The sequence below is a fragment of the Pseudomonas sp. PDM22 genome (assembly GCF_014851965.1).
Taxonomy (GTDB): Bacteria; Pseudomonadota; Gammaproteobacteria; order Pseudomonadales; family Pseudomonadaceae; genus Pseudomonas.
This window is the reverse complement of sequence record NZ_JACVAR010000004.1, coordinates 496,706-522,058: the sequence shown is the minus strand read 5'-3', so window position 1 is coordinate 522,058 and position 25,353 is coordinate 496,706. Positions and strand designations below refer to the sequence as shown.

General features: G+C 67.0%; 21 protein-coding genes. 8 read left to right on the top strand and 13 right to left on the bottom strand.

Annotated features, from left to right (window positions below; translation table 11 throughout):
• The first annotated feature begins 2 nt into the window (after window positions 1–2).
• From rhdA to IB255_RS17270, 5 genes are all read left to right on the top strand, one after another.
• Complete coding sequence (gene rhdA, locus IB255_RS17290; protein ID WP_081515521.1) at window positions 3–815, top strand: thiosulfate sulfurtransferase; 813 nt, start codon at window positions 3–5, stop codon at window positions 813–815.
• Between the two features lie 3 nt (window positions 816–818).
• Window positions 819–1,688 carry an archaetidylserine decarboxylase gene (gene asd, locus IB255_RS17285; RefSeq protein WP_081515520.1) on the top strand — a complete coding sequence of 290 codons (870 nt, stop codon included), beginning with the start codon at window positions 819–821 and terminating at the stop codon, window positions 1,686–1,688.
• A 74-nt stretch (window positions 1,689–1,762) separates the two neighbouring features.
• Window positions 1,763–2,740: an HPP family protein gene (locus tag IB255_RS17280; RefSeq protein WP_151188501.1), complete on the top strand. Its 978-nt coding sequence runs from the start codon at window positions 1,763–1,765 to the stop codon at window positions 2,738–2,740.
• A gap of 128 nt (window positions 2,741–2,868) precedes the next feature.
• Window positions 2,869–4,689: a molecular chaperone gene (locus IB255_RS17275; protein WP_081515518.1), complete on the top strand. Its 1,821-nt coding sequence runs from the start codon at window positions 2,869–2,871 to the stop codon at window positions 4,687–4,689.
• A gap of 65 nt (window positions 4,690–4,754) precedes the next feature.
• Window positions 4,755–6,827: an EAL domain-containing protein gene (locus tag IB255_RS17270; RefSeq protein WP_081515517.1), complete on the top strand. Its 2,073-nt coding sequence runs from the start codon at window positions 4,755–4,757 to the stop codon at window positions 6,825–6,827.
• A 70-nt stretch (window positions 6,828–6,897) separates the two neighbouring features.
• Here the strand turns inward: IB255_RS17270 and serB are convergent, their stop codons facing one another.
• Window positions 6,898–8,109 carry a phosphoserine phosphatase SerB gene (gene serB, locus IB255_RS17265; protein WP_081515516.1) on the bottom strand — a complete coding sequence of 404 codons (1,212 nt, stop codon included), beginning with the start codon at window positions 8,107–8,109 and terminating at the stop codon, window positions 6,898–6,900.
• Window positions 8,110–8,343: 234 nt separating this feature from the next.
• On the opposite strand from serB, the gene IB255_RS17260 reads away from it, so the two are divergent.
• A complete protein-coding gene (locus tag IB255_RS17260; protein WP_081515515.1) occupies window positions 8,344–9,909 on the top strand; it encodes an AhpA/YtjB family protein in 1,566 nt (521 codons plus the stop codon).
• Window positions 9,910–9,942: 33 nt separating this feature from the next.
• Window positions 9,943–10,479: a metal-dependent hydrolase gene (locus tag IB255_RS17255; RefSeq protein WP_081515514.1), complete on the top strand. Its 537-nt coding sequence runs from the start codon at window positions 9,943–9,945 to the stop codon at window positions 10,477–10,479.
• 1 nt (window position 10,480) lies between these two features.
• Here IB255_RS17255 and IB255_RS17250 read toward each other — a convergent pair whose 3' ends face one another.
• The 11 genes from IB255_RS17250 to IB255_RS17200 form a co-directional block, all read right to left on the bottom strand.
• The gene (locus IB255_RS17250; RefSeq protein WP_081515513.1) at window positions 10,481–11,719 is read right to left on the bottom strand and encodes a calcineurin; all 1,239 of its coding nucleotides are present in this window, start codon (window positions 11,717–11,719) and stop codon (window positions 10,481–10,483) included.
• On the bottom strand, window positions 11,719–13,275 hold the full coding sequence (locus IB255_RS17245) for an ArnT family glycosyltransferase (RefSeq protein WP_081515512.1): 1,557 nt from the start codon (window positions 13,273–13,275) through the stop codon (window positions 11,719–11,721). The genes IB255_RS17250 and IB255_RS17245 overlap by 1 nt, the downstream gene beginning before the upstream one ends.
• Window positions 13,276–13,520: 245 nt before the next feature.
• Window positions 13,521–14,243, bottom strand: a complete 723-nt coding sequence (locus tag IB255_RS17240) for a membrane integrity-associated transporter subunit PqiC (RefSeq protein WP_081515787.1) — start codon at window positions 14,241–14,243, stop codon at window positions 13,521–13,523.
• Between the two features lie 151 nt (window positions 14,244–14,394).
• A complete protein-coding gene (parC, locus tag IB255_RS17235; protein ID WP_081515511.1) occupies window positions 14,395–16,659 on the bottom strand; it encodes a DNA topoisomerase IV subunit A in 2,265 nt (754 codons plus the stop codon).
• Between the two features lie 7 nt (window positions 16,660–16,666).
• The gene (locus IB255_RS17230; protein WP_081515510.1) at window positions 16,667–17,191 is read right to left on the bottom strand and encodes a TIGR02281 family clan AA aspartic protease; all 525 of its coding nucleotides are present in this window, start codon (window positions 17,189–17,191) and stop codon (window positions 16,667–16,669) included.
• Window positions 17,188–18,240, bottom strand: a complete 1,053-nt coding sequence (locus tag IB255_RS17225; RefSeq protein ID WP_081515509.1) for an esterase-like activity of phytase family protein — start codon at window positions 18,238–18,240, stop codon at window positions 17,188–17,190. The genes IB255_RS17230 and IB255_RS17225 overlap by 4 nt, the downstream gene beginning before the upstream one ends.
• On the bottom strand, window positions 18,240–20,135 hold the full coding sequence (gene parE / locus IB255_RS17220) for a DNA topoisomerase IV subunit B (protein ID WP_081515508.1): 1,896 nt from the start codon (window positions 20,133–20,135) through the stop codon (window positions 18,240–18,242). The genes IB255_RS17225 and parE overlap by 1 nt, the downstream gene beginning before the upstream one ends.
• 11 nt (window positions 20,136–20,146) lie before the next feature.
• A complete protein-coding gene (locus IB255_RS17215; RefSeq protein ID WP_081515507.1) occupies window positions 20,147–20,776 on the bottom strand; it encodes a YqiA/YcfP family alpha/beta fold hydrolase in 630 nt (209 codons plus the stop codon).
• 75 nt (window positions 20,777–20,851) lie between these two features.
• Window positions 20,852–21,661 (bottom strand): 3',5'-cyclic-AMP phosphodiesterase, encoded by an 810-nt coding sequence (cpdA, locus tag IB255_RS17210; protein ID WP_081515506.1) that lies wholly within the window; start codon window positions 21,659–21,661, stop codon window positions 20,852–20,854.
• A 169-nt stretch (window positions 21,662–21,830) separates the two neighbouring features.
• On the bottom strand, window positions 21,831–22,289 hold the full coding sequence (locus IB255_RS17205; RefSeq protein ID WP_045216166.1) for a DUF1249 domain-containing protein: 459 nt from the start codon (window positions 22,287–22,289) through the stop codon (window positions 21,831–21,833).
• The gene (locus tag IB255_RS17200) at window positions 22,280–22,897 is read right to left on the bottom strand and encodes an NUDIX domain-containing protein (RefSeq protein WP_017520423.1); all 618 of its coding nucleotides are present in this window, start codon (window positions 22,895–22,897) and stop codon (window positions 22,280–22,282) included. Before IB255_RS17200 ends, IB255_RS17205 begins: the two co-directional genes overlap by 10 nt.
• A 228-nt stretch (window positions 22,898–23,125) precedes the next feature.
• On the opposite strand from IB255_RS17200, the gene IB255_RS17195 reads away from it, so the two are divergent.
• Window positions 23,126–23,878: an RsiV family protein gene (locus IB255_RS17195; RefSeq protein ID WP_081515504.1), complete on the top strand. Its 753-nt coding sequence runs from the start codon at window positions 23,126–23,128 to the stop codon at window positions 23,876–23,878.
• Window positions 23,879–24,033: 155 nt separating this feature from the next.
• Here the strand turns inward: IB255_RS17195 and cytX are convergent, their stop codons facing one another.
• The gene (cytX, locus tag IB255_RS17190) at window positions 24,034–25,320 is read right to left on the bottom strand and encodes a putative hydroxymethylpyrimidine transporter CytX (protein WP_081515503.1); all 1,287 of its coding nucleotides are present in this window, start codon (window positions 25,318–25,320) and stop codon (window positions 24,034–24,036) included.
• Between the last annotated feature and the right edge of the window lie 33 nt (window positions 25,321–25,353).

Below are 25,353 nucleotides of genomic sequence, written 5' to 3'. Positions count from 1 at the left end.
ACATGTCCGTCTTCTCCGCCCTGCCCCTGGTGATCGAACCGGCTGACCTCGCCAGCCGCCTCGACGCCCCCGAACTGATCCTGGTCGACCTGACCAGCGCCGCACGCTACGCCCAGGGCCACATCCCCGGCGCCCGCTTCGTGGCTCCGGCTCGCACCCAGCTGGGCGGGCCGGCACCGGGCCTGCTGCCGGCCAAGGCCGACCTGGAAGCACTGTTCGGCGAACTGGGCCACAACCCCGATGCCGTCTACGTGGTGTACGACGACGAAGGCGGCGGCTGGGCCGGCCGCTTCATCTGGCTGCTGGACGTGATCGGCCACCACCACTACCACTACGTCGACGGCGGCCTGCACGCCTGGCTCGCCGACGGTCTGCCGCTTTCCGGGGACGTCCCGGCAGCCGCCGGCGGCCCATTGCCGCTGACCCTGCACGACGAGCCCACGGCCACCCGCGAATACCTGCAGAGCCGCCTGGGCGCCGCCGACCTGGCCGTCTGGGACGCCCGCAATCCCAGCGAGTACAGCGGCCAGAAAGTCCTCGCTGCCAAGGCCGGCCACGTCCCCGGCGCCGTCAATTTCGAATGGACCGCCGGCATGGACCCGGCCCGCGCCCTGCGCATCCGTACCGATATGCCGCAGATCCTTGAGGACCTGGGCATCACCAAGGACAAGGAAGTGATCACCCACTGCCAGACCCACCACCGTTCCGGCTTCACCTACCTGGTGGCCAAGGCCCTCGGCTATCCGCGGGTCAAGGGCTATGCCGGTTCCTGGTCGGAATGGGGCAACCATCCCGACACCCCCGTAGAGGTTTAAGGAATGTCGTTCAAAGATCGTCTGTTCATCCTCGCCCAGTACCTGCTGCCGCATCACCTGCTGTCGCGCCTGATCGGCTGCGCCGCGGAGTGCCGCGCGCCCTGGTTCAAGGACCGCCTGATTCCCTGGTTCGCCCGTCGCTACCAGGTGGACATGCGCGAAGCCCAGGTCGAGGACCTGCGTGCCTACGAGCACTTCAACGCCTTCTTCACCCGCGCCCTCAAAGACGGCGCGCGTCCGCTGGACGAAAGCGCAGGCTCCGTGCTCTGCCCCGCTGATGGCGCCATCAGCCAGCTCGGCCCGATCGAGCACGGCCGCGTGTTCCAGGCCAAGGGCCACAGCTACAGCCTGATGGAACTGCTGGGCGGCGACGCCGAGCGCGCCGCGCCCTTCATGGGCGGCGAATTCGCCACCGTCTACCTGTCGCCCAAGGACTACCACCGCGTGCACATGCCGCTGGCCGGCACCCTGCGCGAGATGGTCTACGTGCCGGGCCGCCTGTTCTCGGTGAACCAACTGACCGCCGAGCAGGTACCGGAACTCTTCGCCCGCAACGAGCGCGTGGTGTGCATCTTCGACACCGAGCGCGGGCCGATGGCCGTGGTCCTGGTCGGGGCGATGATCGTCGCCTCCATCGAGACCGTCTGGGCCGGCCTGGTCACTCCGCCCAAGCGCGAGCTGAAGTCCTTCTCCTACGACGAAGCTTCCCGCGCGCCGATCCACCTGGAGAAAGGCGCCGAGCTGGGCCGCTTCAAGCTGGGTTCCACCGCCATCGTGCTGTTCGGTCCGGAGCAGGTCAGCTGGGCGGAAAACCTCGCTGCCAGCACTGCCGTGCGCATGGGCGAGTGCCTGGGTGGCGCGCGCCAGGGCTGACGCCCGCTCCTATAAGGCGGGCGGCCAACGAGTCGCCCGCCAACGCTTTCGCCTCATCGTGCCAATTCCCTGCCATGAAACGCTTTCTGCACTTGTTCGGCTGGCGGGCAAATGCCACCAGTCATCTGGAAAAATGGCTCTCCGCAATCGGAGCGCTGTGCGGCATCGCCGCCATTTACGCCGTCACCCACTGGGTCCTGCCCGGCGAAGCGGCCATCTGGGTCGTCGCCTCCATGGGCGCCAGCGCCGTGCTGCTGTTCGCCGTGCCCCATGGCGCGCTGTCGCAGCCCTGGGCCGTGCTTGGCGGCCAGGTCCTCTCGGCCATCGTCGGGGTGATCTGCCAGAAACTCTTTCCCGACCAGCCTTTCACCCCCGCCCTGGCCGTGGGCGCGGCGATCCTGGTCATGCACTACGCGCGCTGCATCCACCCGCCGGGCGGCGCTACCGCGCTGGCTGCGGTCTCCGGCGGCCCGGCGGTGACCGCGCTGGGCTTCCACTACGTGCTCAGCCCGGTGCTGCTCAACGTGGTGCTGATTCTCCTCGTCGCCATCCTGTTCAACGGGCTGTTCGCCTGGCGCCGCTACCCCGCGCCGCTGGCACGCCTGCCGGACTCGCCCAAGCTGCCGACCGGCCCGTCTCCGGAAGACCTCTACCACGCGCTACGCAAGATGGATTCCTTCATCGACGTGCAGTTCGACGACCTGCTGAAAATCCTCCAGCTGGCCCAGGAGCACGCCCAGGCGCAGCGCCTGACTCCGGAAGATGTCCTGCTCGGCGCCAGCTACAGCAATGCCCTGAGCGGCGACGCCTGGGCCGTGCGCCAGGTGATCGACGACCATCCGGACAAGCGCGGCCGCCAGGACCAGGTGGTCTACAAGGTGGTGGCCGGCGCCGGCAAGGGCAACACCGGCGTCTGCCGCCGCCAGGACCTGCTCGACTGGGCTGCCCATCCGGTGATCGCCCAGGGCGACGGCTGGGTACGCAGCACGGCGCAGGACTCGGCGAAAAACGCCCTGCAACGGCAGATCAAAGGCGAAACACCGCTGGCGTGACCTGTCCGCGCACCATCCGGGCGATGGGCTGCGGTGGGCGACGGATGCTGCTAGAGTTCGGAAAAAGCCGACAGTTATGACCAACCGGTTCGTACAACGAGCCGGCTTGTGGAGAAACCATTCCCACCATGGACAACAGTCCCCAGCAGTTTCTACGTGTCCCCACCCCGACGCACGAGAGCCTGAGCTTCTGCAACGCCAACACGCGCGAGCTGAAAAACTGGCTGGATCACCTGCCCAAGGCCAACCTCGGCGAAACGGCACGCCAGCTCTACCAGGGGCTGATCGAACTCAACCAGCTCAAGCTGCCGGTCGAGACGCGTCTGCAATTGCTGGAACTGTTCCGCCCGGAAGTGCACTTCGTCTGCCATAACCTGGAACGCCACTTCCTCAACCAGTCCATCGTCCTGGACGAGCGTCCGCGCAAGGTCGCCAACCTCTGCCAGGCCCTGCAGAACCACCTCGCCATCGGCTACAAGCTGATCGTCGTGCGCGAAGCCTCGCGCTTCACCCGCGAACGCGCCCAGGTCATGACCGCCGCCATCCAGCGCGCCATCCGCAGCCTCTGCGGCCCGCTGGTGCGCGCCTCGCAGCTGTACTGCCCGGTGCCGGAGAACCTCTGGCTGGAGCTCCACCAGCTCTACCAGCTGGCCCGCCAGCACGGCCTGCAGAACACCCCGGTACGCGACGCGCTCGCCCGCCAGGCCCAGGGGCTGTCCATCGAACAGTCCTACCTGGTGGCGCTGATGCTCGGCTCGGCGCGCTGCAACCAGATGCGCCAGAACAACATCGCCCGCGTCGCCGAAGTCCTCGAAGGCTGGGCCGCGCAGGTGAAAGTGCAAGCCGCCGACGCGCCCTCCACCCTGTTCGTGGTGGTACCGCAGGTGGATGGCCCGCCGCGCTACCGCACCCTGTTCAAGGAAAGCGACCTCGCCGGCAGCCTGGGCATCGACCCGCAGCCGCTGGTGGACGTGATCCGCGAATACCTGCTGCTGCCGCCGGAAAACCGCGCACAGGCGCGCCTGAAGGTACCCGAGGGCGTCAGCGTCGACCTGCTGCAGCACCTCGCCGCAGCCTGGGGCGACATCGCCGAGCGCACCTTCCACCGCACCCCCGGCCAGGGCCAGCTGACCCTTTGCATTGGCATGAGCGCCCTGCACTACTTCCTCGCCGGTCGCAAGAACTTCAATGACCTGCTGAAAATCCAGGTGCAGGAGCAGATACCGACCTTCAAGGCCGATGTGAAAGACGCCTGGTCCGGCGCCTTCGATGCGCAGAAGGTCAACGACTGGCAGCCCGGCATGCCCCTGGAGGAAATCGAGTACACCGCGCCGCGTCCGGCAGACGACGGCAGCTTGGGGCTTGGCCTGGGAGCGGCAGCGGAAGCTCCGCGCGACGATTACCCGGTGTATACCCTGAGCATCGTCAACCACAGCCCCGGCGGCTACTGCCTGACCTGGCCGAAGGACATACCCAGCCAGTTGCAGGCCGGCGAAGTCCTGGGCATCCAGGACACCCCGGAGCACAGCTGGAGCGTCGCCGTGGTGCGCTGGATCCGTCAGGTCCGTGGCGGCGGCACGCAGATGGGTATCGAGCTGATCGCCCCGCTCGCCCAACCCTGCGGCCTGCAGCTGCTGCGCAAGACCGAGCAGGGCAGCCAGTACCTGCGCGCCCTGCTGCTGCCGGAGATTGCCGCGATCTCTCGCCCGGCCACCGTCATCACCCCACGCCTGCCCTTCCAGGAAGGCAACCGCGTGCAGCTCAACCTGCATGGGGACGAGCGTCGCGCCACCCTGACGCGCAAGGTCACCGCCACCGCCAGCTTCACCCAGTTCGAATACCAGGCACAGGATTCAACCGGCGCGTCGAGCGATAAGCCCATCACAGCCCCGAACGCTCGTGGCCCCGGTGGGGAGGAAGACTTTGACTCGCTGTGGAAGTCTCTGTAGATTCCGGAGACTTCCCTTTCGTCGCCTTTTTGCTGCCGTCCAGCGCGGTATAAGCAGCCTTCCTAATGGCCAATGAAAAGAAAACCATCCGCCTGCTGATCCTGGAAGACTCGCAGAACGAAGCCGAGCGCCTGGTCAGCCTGTTCCGCAACGCCGGTCGTGCGACCCGCGTCCACCGCATCACCTCCAGTGAAGACCTGACGGACATCCTGCCCCAGGGCTGGGACCTGCTGATCGCAGCTCCGGAAGCCGAGGCGCTGGACCCGAGCGAAGCGCTGAGCGCCATTCGCCGCCAGGCCAAGGACATTCCCTTCATCCAGTTGGTCAGCGGCACTGATTCCGACGCCGTGACCGAAGCCCTGGCCCTCGGCGCGCAGGATGCCCTGCCGCAAGGCGAGGACGAGCGCCTGATCCTGGTGGCCAACCGCGAGCTGGCCAACCTCGAGGAACGCCGTGCCCGCCGCTCCGCCGAAGTCGCCCTGCGCGAAGCGGAGAAGCGTTGCCAGCTGCTGCTGGACAGCTCGGTGGACGCCATCACCTACGTCCATGACGGCATGCACATCTACGCCAACCGCGCCTATGTCGGCCTGTTCGGCTACGAGGACGCCGAGGAACTGGAAGGCATGCCGATGATCGACCTGATCGCCGGCTGCGACCAGGCCAATTTCAAGGACTTCCTCAAGGGCTATCAGACCACCGAGGACAACGCCGACCTCGCCTGCAGCGGTATCCGCAGCGACGGCCAGGCCTTCGCCGCGCGCATGACCTTCTCGCCCGCCACCTACGACGGCGAGCCGTGCATCCAGGTGGTGATCCGCGCCGAGTCCGACAACGCCCAGCTCGAGGAAAAACTCCGCGAAGTCAGCAGCCAGGACCTGGTCACCGGCCTGTACAACCGCGCCCACTTCCTCGACCTGATGGACAGCGCCGTGGAGCGCGCGGTGACCGCCGGCCAGCCGGCCACCTTCGCCTACATGCAGCTCGACCGCGCCCAGGCGCTGCAACTGGACCTTGGCGTCGCCAGCATCGACCTGCTGCTGGCGGACCTGGGCAACCTGTTGCGCGGGCAGTTCCCCGAACCGGCCCAACTGGCGCGCCTGAGCGATGATGTATTCGCCGTGCTGCTGCCCGGCGAAGCCCCGGAGCACTCCGCACCGCGCTTCAACGCGCTGCTGAAGAAAATCGAAGGCCACCTGTTCGACATCCATGGCCGCAGCGCCCAGGTCACCCTGTCCATCGGCACGGCCGGGCTGGACGAGAAGACCACCCGCGCCCAGGAAGTCATCGAACGCGCCCACCGCGGCGCCGACGAGGTCGCGCAGAAGAACGGCAACGGCCTGAAGGTCTTCAACCCGGCCGATGAACTGGCCGCCGCCGCCTACCGTGGCGATATCAGCGCGATCATCCGCCAGGCGCTGGAGCAGAACAGCTTCCGCCTGCTGTTCCAGCCGATCATCAGCCTGCGCGGCGACACCCACGAACACTATGAAGTGCTGCTGCGCCTGCTCAACCCGCAGGGCGAGGAAGTGCCACCGGCTGACTTCCTCAACGCCGCCAAGGCCAGCGGCCTGGCCGAGAAGATCGACCGCTGGGTGCTGCTCAACTCCATCAAGCTGCTCTCCGAGCACCGCGCCAAGGGACACGAGACCAAACTCTTCGTGCACCTCTCCAGTTCAAGCCTGCAGGACCCGGAGCTGCTCCCGTGGCTGAGCGTGGCACTCAAGGCTTCGCGCCTGCCGGCCGACGCCCTGATCATCCAGATCAGCGAACCGGACGCCATCGCCTTCCTGCGCCAGGCCAAGGTGCTGAGCCAGGGCCTGGCCGAGCTGCACTGCCAGATCGCGCTGTGCCAGTTCGGCTGTGCGCTCAACCCGTTCAACACGCTCAAGCACATGAACGTCGACTTCGTGAAGGTCGACGGCTCCTACGTGCAGGACCTGAACGTCCCGGAGAACCAGGAAAACCTGAAGACCCTGATGGCCAGCCTGCACGCCCAGGCCAAGCTGACCATCGTGCCCATGGTGGAAAGCGCCACCGCGCTGGCCACCCTATGGCAGGCCGGCGCCAACTACATCCAGGGCCGCTACCTGCAGGGGCCGAGCCAGGCGATGGACTACGACTTCGCTTCGGACGAGTGATTCCGACCGGCAGAAACAAGAAAGCCGCCCCAAGGGGCGGCTTTTTCATTCCGACGTCGATCAGCGCAGGTCAGGCGCCTTCGCGGTCACGGAAGCCGAGCAGGTACAGGATGCCATCCAACCCGAGGGTGGAGATCGCCTGCTTGGCCGACTGCTTGACCAGCGGCTTGGCGCGGAACGCCACGCCCAGGCCGGCCAGGCCAAGCATCGGCAGGTCGTTGGCGCCGTCGCCCACGGCAATCGTCTGCTCCAGTTGCAGACCTTCCTTCGCCGCCAGCTCGCGCAGCAGGTCGGCCTTGCGCTGAGCGTCGACGATGGGTTCGATGGCCACGCCGGTCAGCTTGCCGTCGACGATCTGCAGCTCGTTGGCGAATACATAGTCGATGCCCAGCTTCGCCTGCAGCTGCTTGGCGAAGTAGCTGAAGCCACCGGAAAGAATGGCCGTCTTGTAACCCAGGCGCTTGAGTTCGGCGAACAGGGTTTCGGCGCCCTCCGTCAGGCGCAGCGAGGCACCGATCTCTTCCAGCACATCCTCGGAGAGGCCCTGCAGCAGCGCCAGACGCTCCTTGAAGCTGGCACGGAAGTCCAGCTCGCCGCGCATGGCACGCTCGGTGATCTCGGACACCTGCTCGCCGACGCCGGCGGCCTTGGCCAGCTCGTCGATCACTTCGGCCTCGATCAGCGTCGAGTCCATATCGAACACCGCCAGCCGACGATTGCGGCGGAACACCGAGTCCTGCTGGAAGGCGATGTCGACGTTCAGCTCCTGGGCCACGCTGAGGAACTCGGCGCGCAGGGCAGCCGGATCACCAGGCTCGCCACGCACGGAGAATTCGATGCAGCCCTTGCCCTCGTCGGCCGGCATATCCAGCGGCATGCGCCCGGACAGGCGATCGATCTGGTCGATGTTCAGGCCGTACTTGGCGGTGATCGAGCTGACCCGCTGCAACTGCTCGGCGGTCACCCGGCGAGTCAGCAGGGTGACGATGTGGCGGGGCTTGCCCTGGCCACCGACCCACTGGCGGTAGTCGTCTTCGGAGACCGGCGTGAAGCGCACCTGCTGGTCGAGCTTGTAGGCCGTGAACAGCACGTCCTTGAGCACCGACGAGGCCCGCTCGTTATCCGGGATTTCCACCAGGATGCCGAAGGACAGGGTGTCGTGGATCACCGCCTGGCCGATATCGAGGATGTTCACGCCACCCTGCGCCAGGACGCCGGTAATGGCCGCGGTGAGGCCGGGGCGGTCTTCCCCGGTGATGTTGATCAGGACGATCTCGCGCAAGGCGCTGTCTCCGCCATGGAAAAAAGGCGGTCATTCTACCTGCTTTCACTGCCTGCGGATGCTCCGCTCGCCCGCCTGCCCACTGATCAGCAGACGGCACCACCGATCGGAATGCACCACAGATCGACGCGCCGCGCCGACTTTCGCCGCCTTGACAGCGCCTGCGGCGCTTTGCCCCCCGGTAGGGCCTCGTTATACTGCCCCGCATCTGCCCTAAAGAAGACCGAGCCCGCTGTGACCCGGCCCACCTCCGTCAAGCCCGACAATTTCTTCCTGCTGCTCTTCCACGCCCTGCGCCAGCGCCGCGTGCCGATTGCCCTGCGCATCGCTGTCCACAGCTTGCTGCTGGTGGCCACGGCCCTGGTGATCTACGCCTGCGTGATGGGCCTGCAGTTCAAGCAGGCCATGCAGCAGCAGGCCGACGCCCTTGGCCAGAGCCTGACCACGCAGACCGCGCAGTCAGCCACCGAGTTGCTGGTGTCCAACGACATCCTCAGCCTCAACGTGCTGCTCAACAACCTGACCAAGAACCCGCTGGTGGCCCACGCCGCCATCTACAGCGTGGACAACCGCATCCTTGCCGAATCCGGCACGCGGCCCAAGCAGGGCCTGCTGGGAGACGCCGAAGGCCTGTACTCCACGCCCATCACCTTCCAGGAAGTGATCGCCGGCCACCTGCGCATCAGCCTCGACATGCACCAGTTCGAGCAGCCGATGACCGTCAGCCTGCAGAGCATGGGGCTGATCAGCCTGATCCTGCTGCTGCTCACCCTGACCTTCGGTCTGCGGCTGGGCCGGCAGATTTCCACACCACTGTTACAACTTCGCGTCTGGCTGCGCGACCCGGACGACAGCGCGCCGGGGGCCGGCCTGCAGAACGAGATCGGCGACCTTGCCCGTCAGCTCCAGGCGCGCCTGGCGCCGGAGAAGCCGCCGGCCCCCGAGCCGGTGGTCAGTGCCCCTGCGCCGCGCCCGAAAGCGCCGGCCAAGGCTGCCAAGCCCGCCGCCAAGGAGCCGTCTCTGGAAGCCGCCGGCACCGCCGAAGAACACGAATTCGACGAGAACATCTTCTCCGACGACGAACTGCTCGCCCCCGCCGCGCGCCGCAAGGCTGACACGGATGAGGACTTCCCCGAGGAAGAGTTCGAGGCGGCGACGGAGGAGGAAGCCGAAGACGAGATCGGCGTCGAAGAAGAACCTGAAGCCGAGCCGGAGCCGGTTTCCGCCGGCACCAGCGCCGTGCTGGCCGTGCAACTGGGCGCCCAGGAACAGCTGCGCCGCCTGCCGCGTGCCCGTCTGGTCGACCTGCTGCAGCGCTACCGCGACTGCCTGGAGCAGGCCGCGCGCCTGTACAAGGGCACGCTCTACACCCTCAGCGACGGTGGCAGCCTGATCCTCTTCCACAGTCGCGACCAGGACGAGGAATTCCTCACCAATGCCCTGTGCTGCGGCGAGCTGATGCGTGCCCTGGGCCATGCCCTGCAGATCGAGGTGGCCGACAGCGGCATCACCCTGCAACTGCAACTGGGCCTGGTGCTGGGCGAGGACGTCGCCGACCTGGAACAGGCCGAGCTGCTGCAGGACGCTTCCGCCCAGGATGCCCTGGCCCTGAGCCAGCACAGCCGCAACCTGCTGCTGGTGGAGAAATCCATCGGCGACGATGAAAAAGTCCGCGAGCGCGCACGTATTCGTCCTATCGCCAGTCCGGAAAATGCCTGCTGCGTGGAATGGCTGAAGGAACCTTATCCTTCCATGCTCGAACGCCAGCTGTCGCGCATGCGCGCCCTGCGCACCACCTGACCCCCACGCCAGGCCCCTCGTGGAAAGGATTCCATGACCACCCTGATTACCCACCCCCTGCCCGCACTCGCCGTGGGTCTTGCGCTCGGCTCGCGCTTCATCCCGCCGCGCCTGCTGCTGGCCGGCATGCTCGCCGCCTGCCTGCCCGACCTCGACGTGGTCGCCTTCAAGCTGGGCATTGCCTACAACGACGCCTTCGGCCATCGCGGCTTCAGCCATTCCCTGCTGTTCGCGGCGTGCATGGGGGTGCTCGGGGCGCTGTGCTGCCGCCTGCTGGGCAGCGGCCCGCTGAAGGCCGGCCTGTGGGTGGGACTCGCCACCGCGTCGCACAGTGTGCTGGATGCGATGACCGACGGCGGCCTGGGCGTCGCCTGGTTCTGGCCGTGGAGCGATCAGCGCTACTTCCTGCCGCTGCACCCCATCGAAGTCTCGCCCATCGGCCTGTCGCGCTTCCTCAGCCCACGCGGGCTGGAGGTACTGATCTCGGAGGCGCGCTGGGTCTGGCTACCCTGCCTGGGCTTGGCGCTGGGCGGCATCGGCCTGCGCCACGCCCTGCGGCGCAACGACTGACTCAGCGCTTGCCCAGCTGCACCTGAAGCTGCTGCAGTAACGGCGCCTGCGTGCTCGGCAAAGGCAGCTGCGCGGTGTAGCCCTGAAAGCTGCTGAACCGCGCCTGGTAATCCAGCTCGATCTGGAAGCGGTTGTCCCAGCCGGGAGAATCCTCCGGCATCAGCTGATCGCAATCCTGCAGGGCCTGTGGCGTCGCGCAGGGCTTGTAGGCCTGCGGGTAGACCTGACGCTTCCACAGCACCCAGGGCGACAGCGACAAACCGGCGAGGCTGTTGCGCCGCAGGTCCAGTTCCAGCAGCTGCAGCAGGCCGTTACCACCCAGGTACTGGTGTTGGTAGTCGACCATCACCATGTCCACGCTGTGCCCCAGGTCGTTGAGCATCCGCGTGTGCGCTGCGCCATCGGCATGGGCGTTCAGGGTGAGGAAGACCTGATCGTTACGGCGAATCAGCCGGTCCCACAGCAGTGCGCCGCTGGCGTTGTCTTCGCGGGACAGCTCCGCCACGCCTCCGGCGCTGCGCCGCAGGATGCTGTGCGAGGCGAGAATCACCGGCACATGGGGATGCTCGTCGATGACCTTCTGCGCCCATGCCAGGGTGGCCTCGGAGGGGCTCCAGTCCAGCGCCAGCAGCAGGAACGACTGGCCGTAGCGCTGGAACAGGTGCACCTGGCTCAGGCCCTTGGGGTCGCTGCCGACGTAGGTACTCTGCCAGGCGGCGCGCTCGGGGCCGAAGTGATCCGCGAAGCGGTCGAGGAAGGAGCGACGGTCATCCGTGCTGGCCTCTTCGTGTACGTCACGTTCGCCCGTGGCGATGCTATAGGGCACGCCGCGCTCCTCCAGCGTGCGCATGGCGCCGCTGGCGGTCTGCCACTGGGTGGCGACACCGGCGTTTTCCACCACGTCGCCCAGGTGCACCACCAGCGGGACCTGCAGTACCTCGGCGTACTTGGCCAGCCAGAAAGTCTGCGCGAAGAACGCCAGCGCCGGCTGGTACGGCAGGTCGGGGAAGCGCTGTTCGCTGCGGAACAGGTGACGCTTGCGGTGATTGTTCTCCGCGTAGAACTGGGTATCGGGCAACAAGGGCAGCACGAAGCTGCCGCCGCCGGAGGCGATCTCCAGCGCTGGCAAGGGGTGCTGGCGGAAGAACGCCTGGTCCCGCTCGACCACATCCTGGGTATCGGAATCGCCGCAGCCGCCCAGCAACAGGCAGCCGGCAAGCAAGGGTGTCAGTGCTTTCATCACGGCTTGGAGCCCACTCCGGGAAGGCGCAGCAGGCGGAAGGTTTCCTTGTCGAAACTGCCTTCGAACAACAGCTGGGAGGCCGCCGGCAGGGTGGCGGCTACGCGCTCGGCATCGCGCGCCTGGATCATCAGGTAGAACGGGCCGCCCTGCGCCGCCAACTGCTCAGGGCGGTCGAGGAACAGCGGCTTCAGGTCGCGGTCGAGATTGACCATCAGCTTGATCGCCTGCGCGTCCGGCGCCATGCCATAGAGCGCCAGGGGTGCGGGCTGTGCGTCGAGCTGGCGCAGCACCTCGCGGGAAAACGCCTGGCTGTCGTACAGACGGTGCTCCATCGGTTCGAAGACCAGGATGTAGCCGGCCCAAAGCGCGAGCGCGGCACCCAGTGCCAGTGCTGGCGGACGTCGCCAGCGCAGTGCGCCGAATGCCAGCAGCGCGGCGAGCACCACGATGCACGCCGGTACGCGCCATCCCAGCGCGACAAGTTCCTGTGGATAACGCTTCCAGGCCAGCCACAAACCCGCCAGCAGCAGGACCGGCAAGGCCAACCACAGCACTCGCAGCAAGCCGCGCAGCACCTGCGCCAGGCGGCTGCCGGCGACCATGAACGGGTAGCTGGCAATAATGGCGGCCAGCGGCGCCAGCGCGATGATGTAGCGGGCCTTCTTGGCCTGCGGCACCGACAGCCCGACCATGACCACCAGCGCCGCCAGGGCGCAGCCCGCCACCAGGCGGAACGCCGGCTCGTGGCGACGCTGCCAGAGCAGCGCCAGCGCCGGCAGCGCCAACGGGAAGGCCAGTGCGTAGTTGCCCAGGGAACTGCGGAAGTAATACAGCGCATCGCTGGAGCCGGCGGAGCCGTCCAGACGACCGATCACCTGCATCTGCAGGACGTCCTGGACGAAGGCTTCGCCACCCGCCGAGCGCGCCAGGGCAATCAGCGCGAAGACGCAGAGGACCAGCAGCGCCAGCGCGCTCGCTGAGAAGGCGAACAGCGGCTTCCAGCGCCGGTCCAGCAGCAACTGGCTGCACACCATGCCCGCCGGCACCACCAGCCCCAACGGGCCGCGCAGCGCGAAACCGGCCAGCAGCAACGGCAGCAGGCGCAGCAGCAGGCCCGGCAGGCCATGGCGCTCGGCATGGATGGCAACGTAGAAAGCCAGCAGGCCGACGGCAGCCACCATCAGGTCAAGGGAGACGGCCCGCGTTTCGCTGACGAAGGTGGCCGTCAGCAGCAGCATCGCCACGCTGACCAGCGCCCAGGAGCGCGAAAACGGAGCCACCAGGCGATACACAACGCCGGTACAGATCGCCCCAGCCAGTGCGGTGGGCAGCCAGGCGGTGAATTCGGTGACCCGCCCCAGTGGCAGCGAGAGCAGGTAGGTCAGGAAGGTCGAGGTGGCCGGATAGTCCGGATAGGGCGCGCCGTAGGTGGTCGGAAACCAGCCCGGCCCGTGGCGCAGCATTTCGCGCGCAAACAGCACGAAGCGCGAGTCGAAGCCGACGAAGGCATCGCCCTGCACACCGAGCAGGAACAGCACCAGCGCCGCCAGCATCACGCAAAGCGTCTGACGACTCAGGGCGGATTCCGCCTGAACACCGGAAAGTTGAGGGAGTGACGACACGCGCGAGTCTCTCGCAGGTTCCGCGCGGAAAACGTCCGGGCGCCATTAACCTGCACAAGCGCCCGTAGATACCACAGGGGCCGTCAAGAAGATGTCAAAACCGGCCACGGCAGAAGCAAAACGGCCCGCAAAGCTATGCTCGGCGGGCCGTGAAGGCTGCGATCGCGAGAGTCGGCTTAGAAGCGGTAGACCTCGACATCGGTGCGGATCGGCACCACCAGCGGGATCTTCGGACCTTCTTCCTTGGGCTTGGCCGCCTGTTCGGTATTAGCCACTGCCGGCTTGCGCGGCGGCGCGGCCTGCTGCTCGGCAACCGCCGCGGCGACCGGACGCACGTCTCGGGCCAGTTGCACGGACAGCTTGCGCAGCAGGTCGCCCTGCGCGCGCACCTGGTCCTGCACGCTACCCGAATGCGCCTCTTCCTCGCGGAAGACACGGCTGTCGCGCAGTTCACCCTTCGGGTCGAGCAGACGCCAGCGCGCCTCCAGCACCGCCGGCTCCTTGGGGCCGGAGTCCAGGCGGCTGATGGTCAGCATGACCTGGACCTGCGGGGTGAAGCCGGGCTTCTCCGGGAACAGCGCCAGGCGGGTGCTGTCCAGCTCGCCCGAGAGCAGGCGCATCAGCTGCTGGCTGACGTTGGTCTCGAGACTGCCGGCCCAGCGGGCTTCGGTAGACAGGTTGAGGATACCGTCGGCCTGACGCTGGACCATGGTCTCGCGCTTCAGGTAATCGGCCAGGGACACCGGACCGAGGAGCACGGCGACACCGTTGTCCCGCTCCGGAACCGGAACGGCACCCGCATCCAGCTGGTACAGCTGGGTCGGTCGATTCACCGTACAACCCGCCAGCCCGAGGAGGCTGACGAGGGAAAGATAGGCCAAGGCGCGCAAAGCGCTCATCTGGATCACCGTCATTCGCCGAATATCGGCGCTACTTCCAACAAAACCAATATTACTTCAGGCAACGCGCCGCGGCGCCGGTTACCCAAAGGGACGTATCATCCCTTAACCGGCGCCTCAGCTCCAGAGGCAGAATGTATCGAGCCGCGTTTCAGTCCTGAGACAGCGATTCTACCAGCAAGGCGTCCACTCGCTGGAAACCGCGCGGCAGTTTGTTGCCCCGACGGCCCCTTTCGCCCTTGTAGTGCTCCAGGTCGTCACCCTTGAGCGAGAGCGTCCGCTTGCCGGCCTGCAGCACCAGAGTCGCGCCCGTCGGAAGAACGGCGAGGTCGGTAAGGTACTCCTCGCGGCTGGCCACGCGGTCGCCCGGCACGCTGATGATCTTGTTGCCCTTGCCCTTGGCCAGCTGCGGCAGGTCGGAGACCTTGAACAGCAACAGGCGGCCTTCAGTGGTGACCGCGGCGATCCAGTCCTGTTCCAGGTCATTTACCGGGCGCGGCGCCATGACCTGCGCGCCGTTGGGCAGGCTGAGCAGCGCCTTGCCGGCCTTGTTCTTGGCCTGCATGTCCTCGCCCTTGGCGACGAAGCCGTAGCCAGCATCCGACGCCAGCACGTACAGCGCGCTGTCCTCTGGCAGCAGCACACGGTCGAAGCTGGCACCCGGCGGCGGCGTCAGGCGACCGGTGAGCGGCTCACCCTGGCCACGGGCGGACGGCAGGCTGTGGGCCGCCAGCGAGTAGCTGCGTCCCGTGGAGTCGATGAACACCGCGTACTGGTTCGAGCGGCCCGGCGCGGCCACCTTGAAGCCGTCGCCGGCCTTGTAGGACAGGCCGGTGGCGTCGATGTCGTGGCCCTTGGCGCAACGCACCCAGCCTTTCTCGGACAGCACCACGGTCACCGGCTCGGTCGGCATCAGCTCGGTTTCCGACAGGGCGCGGGCTTCGGCGCGGGCGACAATGGGCGAACGGCGGTTGTCACCGTAGGTCTCGGCGTCGGCCAGCAGTTCGTCGCGCACCAGTTTGCGCAGCTTGGCGTTGGAACCCAGGATGGCCAGCAGCTTGGCGCGCTCCTTGGCCAGCTCGTCCTGCTCGCCGCGGATCTTCATCTCTTCCAGGCGCGCCAGCTGACGCAGGCGAGTGTCGAGGATGTAGTCGGCCTGCAGCTCGGAGAGCTCGAAGCGCTGCATCAGGACCGGCTTGGGCTGGTCCTCGGTACGGATGATGTGGATGACTTCGTCGAGGTTGAGGAAGGCGACCAGCAAGCCTTCCAACAGGTGCAGGCGCTTCTCGACCTTGTCCAGGCGGAACTGCAGGCGGCGGCGCACGGTGTCGGTGCGGTAGGTCAGCCACTCGCTCAGCACCTGGCGCAGGTCCTTGACCTGGGGTTTGCCGTCCAGGCCGATGACGTTCATGTTCACCCGGTACGAGCTTTCCAGGTCGGTGGTGGCGAACAGGTGGGTCATCAGCTCTTCGGCGTCCACGCGATTGGAGCGCGGGATGATGACGATGCGGGTCGGGTTCTCGTGGTCCGACTCGTCGCGCAGGTCGGCCACCATCGGCAGCTTCTTGGCCTGCATCTGCCCTGCGATCTGCTCCAGCACCTTGGCCCCGGAGACCTGGTGCGGCAGCGCGGTGACCACGATATCGCCGTCCTCGACGCGGTATACGGCGCGCATGCGCACCGAGCCACGGCCGGTTTCGTAGATCTTCTGCAGGTCGGCGCGCGGGGTGATGATTTCCGCTTCGGTGGGGAAATCCGGGCCCTGCACATGTTCCATCAGGTCGACGATGGTCGCCTGCGGCTCATCCAGCAGGCGGATGCAGGCAGCGGCCACTTCGCGCAGGTTGTGCGGCGGAATGTCGGTGGCCATGCCCACGGCGATGCCGGTGGTGCCGTTGAGCAGCAGGTTCGGCAGGCGCGCCGGCAGCACGGCCGGCTCGTCCAGGGTGCCGTCGAAGTTCGGCACCCAGTCCGCGGTGCCCTGGCCCAGTTCGGACAGCAGGGTCTCGGCGTAGCGCGACAGCCGGGCCTCGGTGTAACGCATGGCGGCGAAGGACTTCGGATCGTCCGGCGCACCCCAGTTGCCCTGGCCGTCCACCAGCGGGTAGCGGTAGGAGAACGGCTGCGCCATCAGCACCATGGCTTCGTAGCACGCCGAGTCGCCGTGGGGGTGGTATTTACCCAGCACGTCACCGACGGTACGCGCCGACTTCTTGTGCTTGGAGTCGGCGTCCAGGCCCAGTTCGCTCATGGCGTAGACGATGCGCCGCTGCACGGGCTTGAGACCGTCGCCGATGTGCGGCAGGGCGCGGTCCATGATCACGTACATGGAGTAGTTCAGGTAAGCCTGTTCGGTGAAGTCGGCCAGTGACCGGCGCTCCACGCCCTCCAGACTCAGATCGAGGGTTTCGCTCATGCGTGCCTCACGGTGTAGATCGCTGGCGCAGCACCAGGGTGCCGTCCTGCTGGGTGAAATCCAGTTGTCTGAGTGCGCTCATGCCGAGCAGCACCTCGTCGCCTTCCATGCCCGGCGCGATCAGCGCCGGCACATCGGTCAGGCGGATGTCGCCAAGCTGCAGGCTGGGTAGGCGCGTGCGCCAGCCCTGACTGCGGCCGTTGGCGGTGTCCAGGGTCACCGGCAGGCCGCGCGGCAGGCCGAGGCGATCGGCCAGGCGCTGCGGCAGGGCCACCTGGGTGGCGCCGGTGTCGAGCATGAAGGTCACCGTCTCGCTGCCGATCCTGCCGTCCACCACATAGTGGCCGGCGCGATTGCCGATCAGCCGCACTTCCACGTAGCCGTCGCCGCGGGTCGACTGCGGTTGCGGGTTGGGGTTGTGCTGACGGGTTTCCCAGGCACCGAAATAGCGGGTGGCCAGCAGGATGCCCGCGCCCCAGGCGAGGAACATCATGATCTTGCCGATCCGCTTGCCCGGCGCCGCGTCGTTCATTTGCCACCGAGCCAGCCGCCGGCCGGCGCCGCGAAGCGCAGCACGTAGGGGCGTCCGTCACCGTCGGCGCGGGCGTGCTCGCCGTTGTCCAGGCCGATCCAGGCACCCTGGTCGTCGAGGATCAGCGCTTCAGCCACGCCGTAAGGCAGGTCGTAGCGCCGTTCCGGGGCCAGCGCACCGGCGGCGAAGGACCAGCAAAGCTCCTGCGCGCCGGTCTTGGCATCGCGGCGGCAGATCTGGTGCGCCAGGCGCTCCAGGGTGAACAGCTTGTCCTTGTACAGCGCGAGATCGGAGAAATCGATCGGCAGCGCGCGCTCGGCGCCCAGCTCCGGCGGCGGCAGCGCGGTGCCGCCTTCGCTGAGCATCACGCAGTTGCCATCGCACTTCCAGGTGCCGTTCTCGTTATGCACCTTGAGCAGGCCGCGACGCTGACGCTCGGCGGCCAGCCACAGCTGCTTGCCGTCGGCGCTGATGGCGATGCCTTCGTAGAGCGCATTGAATTCCATCAGCAGGCCACTGGCGCGAGCCTGGCGCAGCAGGTTCTGCGGCAACGGCAGCCAGCTCGGCTCGCCAACGGCGGGCAGCAGCAGGACGGCGGCATAGCCCTCGCTGACCACATAGCGGTTGCCCGCCTGGTCGCAGCTGATGCCTTCGAAGTCCATGGCGCCGCCGCGCAACAGGCCGCCAATGCTGACCCGCGCGCGGGTGCCCCAGGACAGGCCGCTTTCCGGTGTGCCCGGCACCACGAAGGGTTCGGCGGTGGCCTGCCAGGCCTTGCCCGGCGTTTCGTCGATCAACAGGCGATAGATGCGGTCGTCATCGCGGTCGGACACCGTCCACATCTCGTTGCCGCACAGCGCGAGCCCGGAGAGGTTGCCGCTGGGCATGCCTTCCACCGGATGTTCCGCGACGAACTGCAGCGACGCCGGCGCCATGGGCGTGGCGAGCGGCGCGGCAGCCTTGGCAGCCTGTTCGGGTGCCTGGGCGGCCACGGCGGGGCCGGCGCAAAGGCCCGCGATCAGACAGGAGCAGGCCAACAACCAGCGCATCAGGCGATGTCCGCCAGGTTGCCCTTGGTTTCCAGCCAGGACTTGCGGTCTCCGGCGCGTTTCTTGGCCAGCAGCATGTCCATCATTTCCACGGTGCCCTCGGTGTCTTCCAGGGTCAGCTGGACCAGGCGACGGGTGTTCGGGTCCATGGTGGTTTCGCGCAGCTGCGGCGGGTTCATCTCGCCCAGGCCCTTGAATCGGGTGACCTGCGGCTTGCCACGGCGCTTCTCGGCGGCCAGGCGGTCGAGGATGCCATCGCGCTCGGCTTCGTCCAGGGCGTAGAAGACTTCCTTGCCCAGGTCGATACGGAACAGCGGCGGCATGGCGACGTAGACGTGGCCGGCTTCCACCAGCGGGCGGAAGTGACGGACGAACAGCGCGCACAGCAGGGTGGCGATGTGCAGGCCGTCGGAGTCGGCGTCGGCGAGGATGCAGATCTTGCCGTAGCGCAGCTGGCTCAGGTCGGCCGCACCCGGATCGACGCCGATGGCCACGGCGATGTCGTGGACTTCCTGGCTGGCGAGCACTTCGCCGCCGTCCACTTCCCAGGTGTTCAGGATCTTCCCGCGCAGCGGCATGATCGCCTGGAATTCCTTGTCCCGCGCCTGCTTGGCCGAACCACCGGCGGAGTCGCCCTCCACCAGGAACAGCTCGGAACGCATCGGGTCCTGCCCCGCGCAATCCGCCAGCTTGCCGGGCAGCGCCGGGCCCTGGGTGATCTTCTTGCGCTCGACCTTCTTGCCCGCCTTGAGGCGACGGCCGGCGTTGCTGATGGCCAGTTCGGCCAGCTGCAGACCCAGCTCGGGGTGGGCGTTGAGCCACAGGCTGAAGGCATCCTTGACCACTCCGGAGACGAACGCGGCGGCCTCGCGGGAGGACAGGCGCTCCTTGGTCTGGCCGGAGAACTGAGGCTCCTGCATCTTCATCGAGAGGACGAAGGCGATACGCTCCCAGACGTCTTCCGGGGCCAGCTTCACGCCGCGCGGCAGCAGGTTGCGGAACTCGCAGAACTCGCGCATCGCGTCCAGCAGGCCCTGGCGCAGACCGTTGACGTGGGTGCCGCCCTGGGCAGTGGGGATCAGGTTGACGTAGCTTTCCTGCAGAGATTCGCCGCCCTCGGGCAGCCACAGCAGGGCCCAGTCCACCGCTTCCTTGTTGCCGGCCAGCGAGCCGCAGAACGGCTCGTCGGGCAGGCGCAGGTTCTCGGAAACCGAGTCGACCAGGTAGGAGCGCAGGCCGTCCTCGTAGTGCCACTCGATGCGTTCGCCGGTGGACTTGTCCTCGAAGCTGACCAGCAGGCCCGGGCACAGCACGGCCTTGGCCTTGAGCACGTGCTTGAGGCGGCTGACGGAGAACTTGTGCGAGTCGAAGTACTTGGCGTCCGGCCAGAAATGCACGCTGGTGCCGGTGTTGCGCTTGCCGACGGTGCCGACGACCTCGAGGTCGCTGGACTTGAAGCCGTCGGCGAAGGTCATGCGGTATTCGTTGCCGTCACGCTTGACCCGCACCTCGACCAGGGTCGACAGCGCGTTCACCACCGAGATGCCCACGCCGTGCAGGCCGCCGGAGAACTGGTAGTTCTTGTTGGAGAACTTGCCGCCGGCGTGCAGCTTGGTGAGGATCAGCTCGACGCCGGGCACGCCCTCTTCAGGGTGGATATCCACGGGCATGCCGCGGCCGTCGTCGATCACTTCCAGCGAGTTGTCCTCGTGGAGGATCACCTGCACGCTCTTGGCGTGGCCGGCGAGGGCTTCGTCGACGCTGTTGTCGATGACTTCCTGGGCCAGGTGGTTGGGCCGCGAGGTGTCGGTATACATGCCCGGGCGCTTGCGCACCGGGTCGAGGCCGGAGAGAACCTCGATGGCGTCTGCGTTATAGGCGTTCTGCTGGGCCATGGGGTTCCTGCTTAATCAGTCGAAGAGGTGATGGCTTCAAAGTCGGAGAAATCCACGTCGCGCCACTGGCTGGACGGCACACCGGCAAAGGCCAGGAGCGCCGGCAGATGGCTGACGAAGCGCTGGAAGCCGTGGTCGCCGCCGGACTCGATGCGCAACGCGCCGGCCCGGTAGTAGCGCTCGGCGGCGCGGTAGTCGAGGGTTTCGTCGGCGGTCTGCAGCCACACCTGGTAGCGCGAGCCGTCGGCGGGCGCGGGGACTTCAAGTTCCGCCAGCGCGGCAACGTGATCGAGGGTCAGTTCCCAGGTCTCGCCGCTGTAATAGTTGGTCTGCGGGCCGAGCTGGCCGTCGAACAGCCGGTGCGGTGCCACCGCTGGGTTGATCAGCACGGCCTTCAGTCCATGGCGCTCGGCCAGGTACGTCGCGTAGTAACCGCCCAGGGAGCTGCCGATCAGCAGCGGCTGGCCCAGTTCGGCGATGGCGGCTTCCAGTTGCGCCAAAGCCTTGCGCGGATGGTGATGCAGCGCGGGCACGCGCAGTTGCTCGGCCAGGCCCAGGCGCTCCATGGCGGCCGTGAACTGGCGCGCCTTCTGCGAGCCGGGCGAACTGTTAAAGCCGTGGATATAGAGGAATGCGGTCATGGGCCGGGAGGCTACAAGCTGCAAGTGGCATGCCGCAAGTGGGTCAGCGTCGCAAGGCGTTCGAAGCGTGACCGATCAATAGCCCTTGATGCTGTAGTCGACTTCGAACTCGATGTCGGTCACTCGCGAAACGCCGGTCTGCACTTCGCCATCCGACATCAGCCGCAACCAGCGGTAGCCCGGCGCCGGGCTGTCGACGCAGAAGTCCTCGCTGCCCGGGGTGAACTGCACACAGGTCGACGGCGAGGCCAGCAGGCGCACGTCGCCGCGCATGCGATCGATCTCCTGGTGCACATGCCCCCAGAGCAGGCAGCGCACGTTCGGATAGCGGTCGATGACGGCGAACAACCGTTCCGGGTTGTAGATGCCGATGCGGTCCATCCACTGGCTGCCGATGGACACCGGGTGGTGGTGGAAGCTGATCAGCAGGTGCTTGTCCGGCGCGGCCTGGATGGCGCACTCCAGCAGCTGGATCTGCTCGACGGTCATCTGCCCCGGCACCGCGCCGGGAATGGTGGAGTCCAGCAGGATCACACGCCAGGCGCCCAGGTCGATCACCGGGTCGAGCAGGTCGGTGCCGGCGGCGGCTTCGCGCATCGGCTCCATTTCGTCGTGATTGCCGGGGAACCAGCGGGTCGCTGCGTCGATCGGCGCGGTGATGTCGCGGAAGCGCTGGTAGGATTCGACCGAGCCATCCTGGGAGAGATCACCCGTGGCCAGCACCAGGTCGATTACCGGTTGCTCCTCGCCCACCAGGCGAACCACCTGGGTCAGGCTGTCGGCGGTATCCATGCCCAGCAGCCGGCCATTCTCCTGCGCGAACAGGTGGCTGTCGGAAAGCTGGACGACCAGGACGGAATCGGAAGCGGTGGGCTGGGTGGGCAAAACGCCTTCTCCTGTGAGGCGGGCGTGCGGGAATTCGTGACGAAGTATGGTGACAGGCGCCCCCCTGAGCAAACCGGGAAAGCGTCACAGATCACAGTTAGGGACACGAGTCTGCGATGGGCGGGCAGGATATCACGCACAGCCATATCACATGGCCATCATCGTGATTTCAGCGTTGCAGCACCGGTTCCAGCTCGTGGCCGCAGGACAGGCAGTGGCTCAGCCATTCGCCGAGGAACTGGTTGAGCTGGTTCTTCTCGTCCGGCTGGTGCATCGCCTGGTTCGGGTAGGGGTAGATCGCCAGCAGGCGGCGCGCCTGCTCGGCGCCGACCACTTCGGCCATGCGTGCATCGTGGTACACCCGCACTTCCAGCTTGGGCGCCGGCAGCCAGGGCAGGCCCAGCTCCTGGCGCACCTGCAGCACGGTGGTGTAGGGGCAGGCTTCGATCACGTCCAGCGCCAGCACGCCGAGCAGGCGCTCGCCTTCGCTGAGCGCCACGCGGCGCGAGACCTGGGCCTCGCGCATTTCCGGCAACAGGCGCATCAGGCGCAAGTAGTTCGCCTCGCAGGTCGCCTGCAGACCCGCCAGGTCGACGCGATAGCGCTCGCGCAACAGATTCACACCCATAACCCCCTTACCTCGGCGCGATTGAGCGCCAGCCATTGCAGGGCGAGCATGCTCGCCGCGTTGTTGATGCGGCCGTCACGTACGGCCTGCAGTGCTTCCTCGAACGGCATGACATGGACGCGGATATCCTCGCCCTCCTCCTCCAGCCCGTGGATGCCCGAGGCGTTGCTGCTGTCGCAGCGGCCGACGAACAGGTGCACCAGCTCGTTGCTGCCACCGGGCGACGGCAGGTACTGGGCAATCGGCCAGAGCGCGCCGAGGGTCAGACCAGCCTCTTCCACCGCTTCGCGGCGGGCGACTTCCTCGGGCTCCTCGTCCTTGTCGATCAGCCCGGCCACCAGCTCCATCAGCCAGGGATTGACCCCGGCGTCCATGGCGCCGACGCGGAACTGCTCGATCAGCACCACTTCATCGCGCTGCGGATCGTAGGGCAGCACGCACACGGCATCGTGGCGCACGAACAACTCGCGCTTGAGCACCGGGCCCATGCCGCCAGCGAACTGGCGGTGCCGCAGGTGCAGGCGGTCGACCTTGTAGAAGCCCTTGAAGCACTGCTCGCGCTTCTGGATCTCGATGTCCTGGGGGCCTGGTTTGAACGTTTCCGACATCCCGTTCCTACTCCCGTTCCTACTGACAGTGCATTGAACTTCGCGCCATCCTATCGCGCCGCCGAAGGCGACGCAGCCTCTTTCGCGGGCGGCCGGACGGCCAGATTGGCTGTGACCGCCGCACGCAGCCGGGGTTCGCAAAGTGGTTCATAATCAACCGCCGAACCGGCAGCGCCGATGGCGGTCGAACCACTCCATTGCCGGCGAACGTCCACGACAAGGAATCCCATGCGACTTCTGAAACTAGCAGCCCTGTGCGGCATCAGCCTGTTATTGGGGGCATGCCAGGGTCTGTTCAAGCCCGCGCTCGACGAACCGCTGGCCGCGCAGCACACCGCCTTCGAACACCCCAAACCCGGTTGCCAGGGCGAGCAGTGCCCGCTGTTCAACCTCGACACCCTCAGCTTCGACGACGAGCCGGCGCTCAACGAGGCGATCAACGCGCAACTGCTGCAACTGGCCCGCGAAGGCGACGGCGCGGCGCCCGCCAGCCTGGACGTCTACGAGAAGCGCTTCCTCGATTCGGCCCAGCCCGGCTGGAGTTCCTACCTTCAAGCGAAGATCCGCGAACAGCATGACGGTCTGGTGATCATCGAGCTGTCCAGCTATCGCTTCACCGGCGGCGAGTACGGCCAGCCCGGCCGCGCATTCATCAATTATGATCGACGCATCCACAAGGTGCTCACCCTGCAGGACATTCTTCTGCCCGGCCAGGAGGACAACTTCTGGAAGGTGGCGCGCATGGCGCACCAGGCGTGGATCCTGCAGAACAAGCTGGACGAGCAGGACCCGAACTTCTCGAAGGACTGGCCGTTCCAGCCGACCGAGCACTTCGCCCTGACCTTCGGCGCGATGACGCTCAAGTACGACATCGACCGCATCGCCCCGCATTCGGTCGGGCACCCGGAGCTGAAGATTCCGTATCCGCGCCTGAATGGCATCGTGAAGACCTACTACTTCCCGGGGCGCGGGGCGCAGTAACTCTCGATCAGAGTAGCCTGAGAGCCATCGCGGATTCGCCCGCGATTCACCGGCTGCTCAGGAGCGTTCCAGGTCGCGGGCATGGCCCGCTCCTACAGTTGGCCGCGGAGCAATGGCTCAGCTTTTGTAGGGGCGGGGCATGCCCGCGAACAGCATCACGCCGAAGCCGGCACCCTGGCACCAACGCGCCCCAGCAGCAGTTGCAGCACACCGGCCACCACCAGCGCCGGCAGGGTCGCGCCCAGGTCCGGCTGGTAGTTCGCCAGCAGGTGATACACCACCACGCCACCGCCCCAGGCGACCAGCGAACCCCAGCGCAGGCCATGGGGAATCGCGGCCGGCGCGCGGCGGCGCAGGACGAAGTGGTCGATCAGCACTACGCCGAACAGCGGGGCGAACACCGAGCCGATCAGCAGCAGGAAGTTCTGGTATTGCGCAAGCGGTGCGAACCAGGCGATCAGGGTGCAGATCACGCCGATGGCCAGGGCCAGCAGCTCGACCTTGAGCGGCAGCAGGATGCCGCTGGAAACCGCCGCCGAGTGGATGTCGGCGAAAGCCTTCTCCGACTCGTCCAGCAGGATCAGCAGCAGCGGGATGCCCATGCCGGCGCCGGCCAGCGCCAGCAGCAGCGCATTGGCGTCGCTGCCCTGGGCGAATGCCAGGGTGTAGGCCACGCCCAGCCCCATCAGCCAGAAGCAGCCGATGAAGAAGCCCAACGCAGCGCCGGTGAAGGTCTGCCCGGCGCGCTTGCCGAAGCGCGAGTAGTCGGCGATCAGCGGTAGCCACGACAGCGGCATGGCGATGGCGATGTCGAAACCCACGGCGAAGGACAGCGAGCCATCGCCGGCCTTGGCCCAGAGTGCGGCCAGGTCAGCACGCTGGAACAGGTCGAAGGTCAGCCAGACGCACGCCGCGAGCAGCAGCCAGATGCCCCAGCGGCGCAGCACCTTGCGCACGAAGGCGAGCGGGCCAACAACCGCCAGCAGGGTCGCCAGCGCACCGAACACCAGCGTCCAGAGGGCCGGATTGGTCCACAGGCTGCCTTCGCCGAAGGCACGGGTCGCCAGCAGGCTGGCGGCGTCGCGCATGACGATGATCTCGAAGGCGCCCCAGCCGATCAGCTGCATCAGGTTCAGCAGCGCTGGCAGCGCGGCGCCGTGGCTGCCCAGACTGAGCTTGAGCGACGCCATGGCGGACAGGCCGGTGTCGGTGCCGATCACCCCGGCGCTGGCCAGCAGCAGCACGCCGACCAGGGTGCCGAGCAGGATTGCGCCGAGCGCGCCGGCCAGGCCCAGGCCCGGTGCCAGCAGGGCGCCGGTCTGCAGCACCATCAGGCCGATGCCCAGGGAGAACCAGAGGGAAAACAGGTCGCGCAGGCCGAGCACGCGCTGGGCGCTGCCCACGGCGGAGGTCGGTGAATAGTCGATGGCGGTAGTGGTCACGATGCGTGCAGGGCTCAGTGTGGTTGAGTGGGT

Bases quoted from the DNA above. Each gene is read 5' to 3' on its own strand.
- IB255_RS17275 (WP_081515518.1), top strand. From the start codon at position 2,869: ATGGACAACAGTCCCCAGCAGTTTCTACGTGTCCCCACCCCGACGCAC.
- rhdA (WP_081515521.1), top strand. From the start codon at position 3: ATGTCCGTCTTCTCCGCCCTGCCCCTGGTGATCGAACCGGCTGACCTC.
- IB255_RS17205 (WP_045216166.1), bottom strand. From the start codon at position 22,289: ATGGGTGTGAATCTGTTGCGCGAGCGCTATCGCGTCGACCTGGCGGGT.
- IB255_RS17200 (WP_017520423.1), bottom strand. From the start codon at position 22,897: ATGTCGGAAACGTTCAAACCAGGCCCCCAGGACATCGAGATCCAGAAG.
- IB255_RS17245 (WP_081515512.1), bottom strand. From the start codon at position 13,275: ATGCTGGCGGCGCTGGTGCTGTTCCTGCTCGGTGTGCAGGGCGATGCC.
- IB255_RS17195 (WP_081515504.1), top strand. From the start codon at position 23,126: ATGCGACTTCTGAAACTAGCAGCCCTGTGCGGCATCAGCCTGTTATTG.
- IB255_RS17250 (WP_081515513.1), bottom strand. From the start codon at position 11,719: ATGAAAGCACTGACACCCTTGCTTGCCGGCTGCCTGTTGCTGGGCGGC.
- parC (WP_081515511.1), bottom strand. From the start codon at position 16,659: ATGAGCGAAACCCTCGATCTGAGTCTGGAGGGCGTGGAGCGCCGGTCA.
- IB255_RS17230 (WP_081515510.1), bottom strand. From the start codon at position 17,191: ATGAACGACGCGGCGCCGGGCAAGCGGATCGGCAAGATCATGATGTTC.
- parE (WP_081515508.1), bottom strand. From the start codon at position 20,135: ATGGCCCAGCAGAACGCCTATAACGCAGACGCCATCGAGGTTCTCTCC.
- IB255_RS17280 (WP_151188501.1), top strand. From the start codon at position 1,763: ATGAAACGCTTTCTGCACTTGTTCGGCTGGCGGGCAAATGCCACCAGT.
- IB255_RS17215 (WP_081515507.1), bottom strand. From the start codon at position 20,776: ATGACCGCATTCCTCTATATCCACGGCTTTAACAGTTCGCCCGGCTCG.
- IB255_RS17270 (WP_081515517.1), top strand. From the start codon at position 4,755: ATGGCCAATGAAAAGAAAACCATCCGCCTGCTGATCCTGGAAGACTCG.
- IB255_RS17225 (WP_081515509.1), bottom strand. From the start codon at position 18,240: ATGCGCTGGTTGTTGGCCTGCTCCTGTCTGATCGCGGGCCTTTGCGCC.
- IB255_RS17240 (WP_081515787.1), bottom strand. From the start codon at position 14,243: ATGAGCGCTTTGCGCGCCTTGGCCTATCTTTCCCTCGTCAGCCTCCTC.
- asd (WP_081515520.1), top strand. From the start codon at position 819: ATGTCGTTCAAAGATCGTCTGTTCATCCTCGCCCAGTACCTGCTGCCG.
- IB255_RS17255 (WP_081515514.1), top strand. From the start codon at position 9,943: ATGACCACCCTGATTACCCACCCCCTGCCCGCACTCGCCGTGGGTCTT.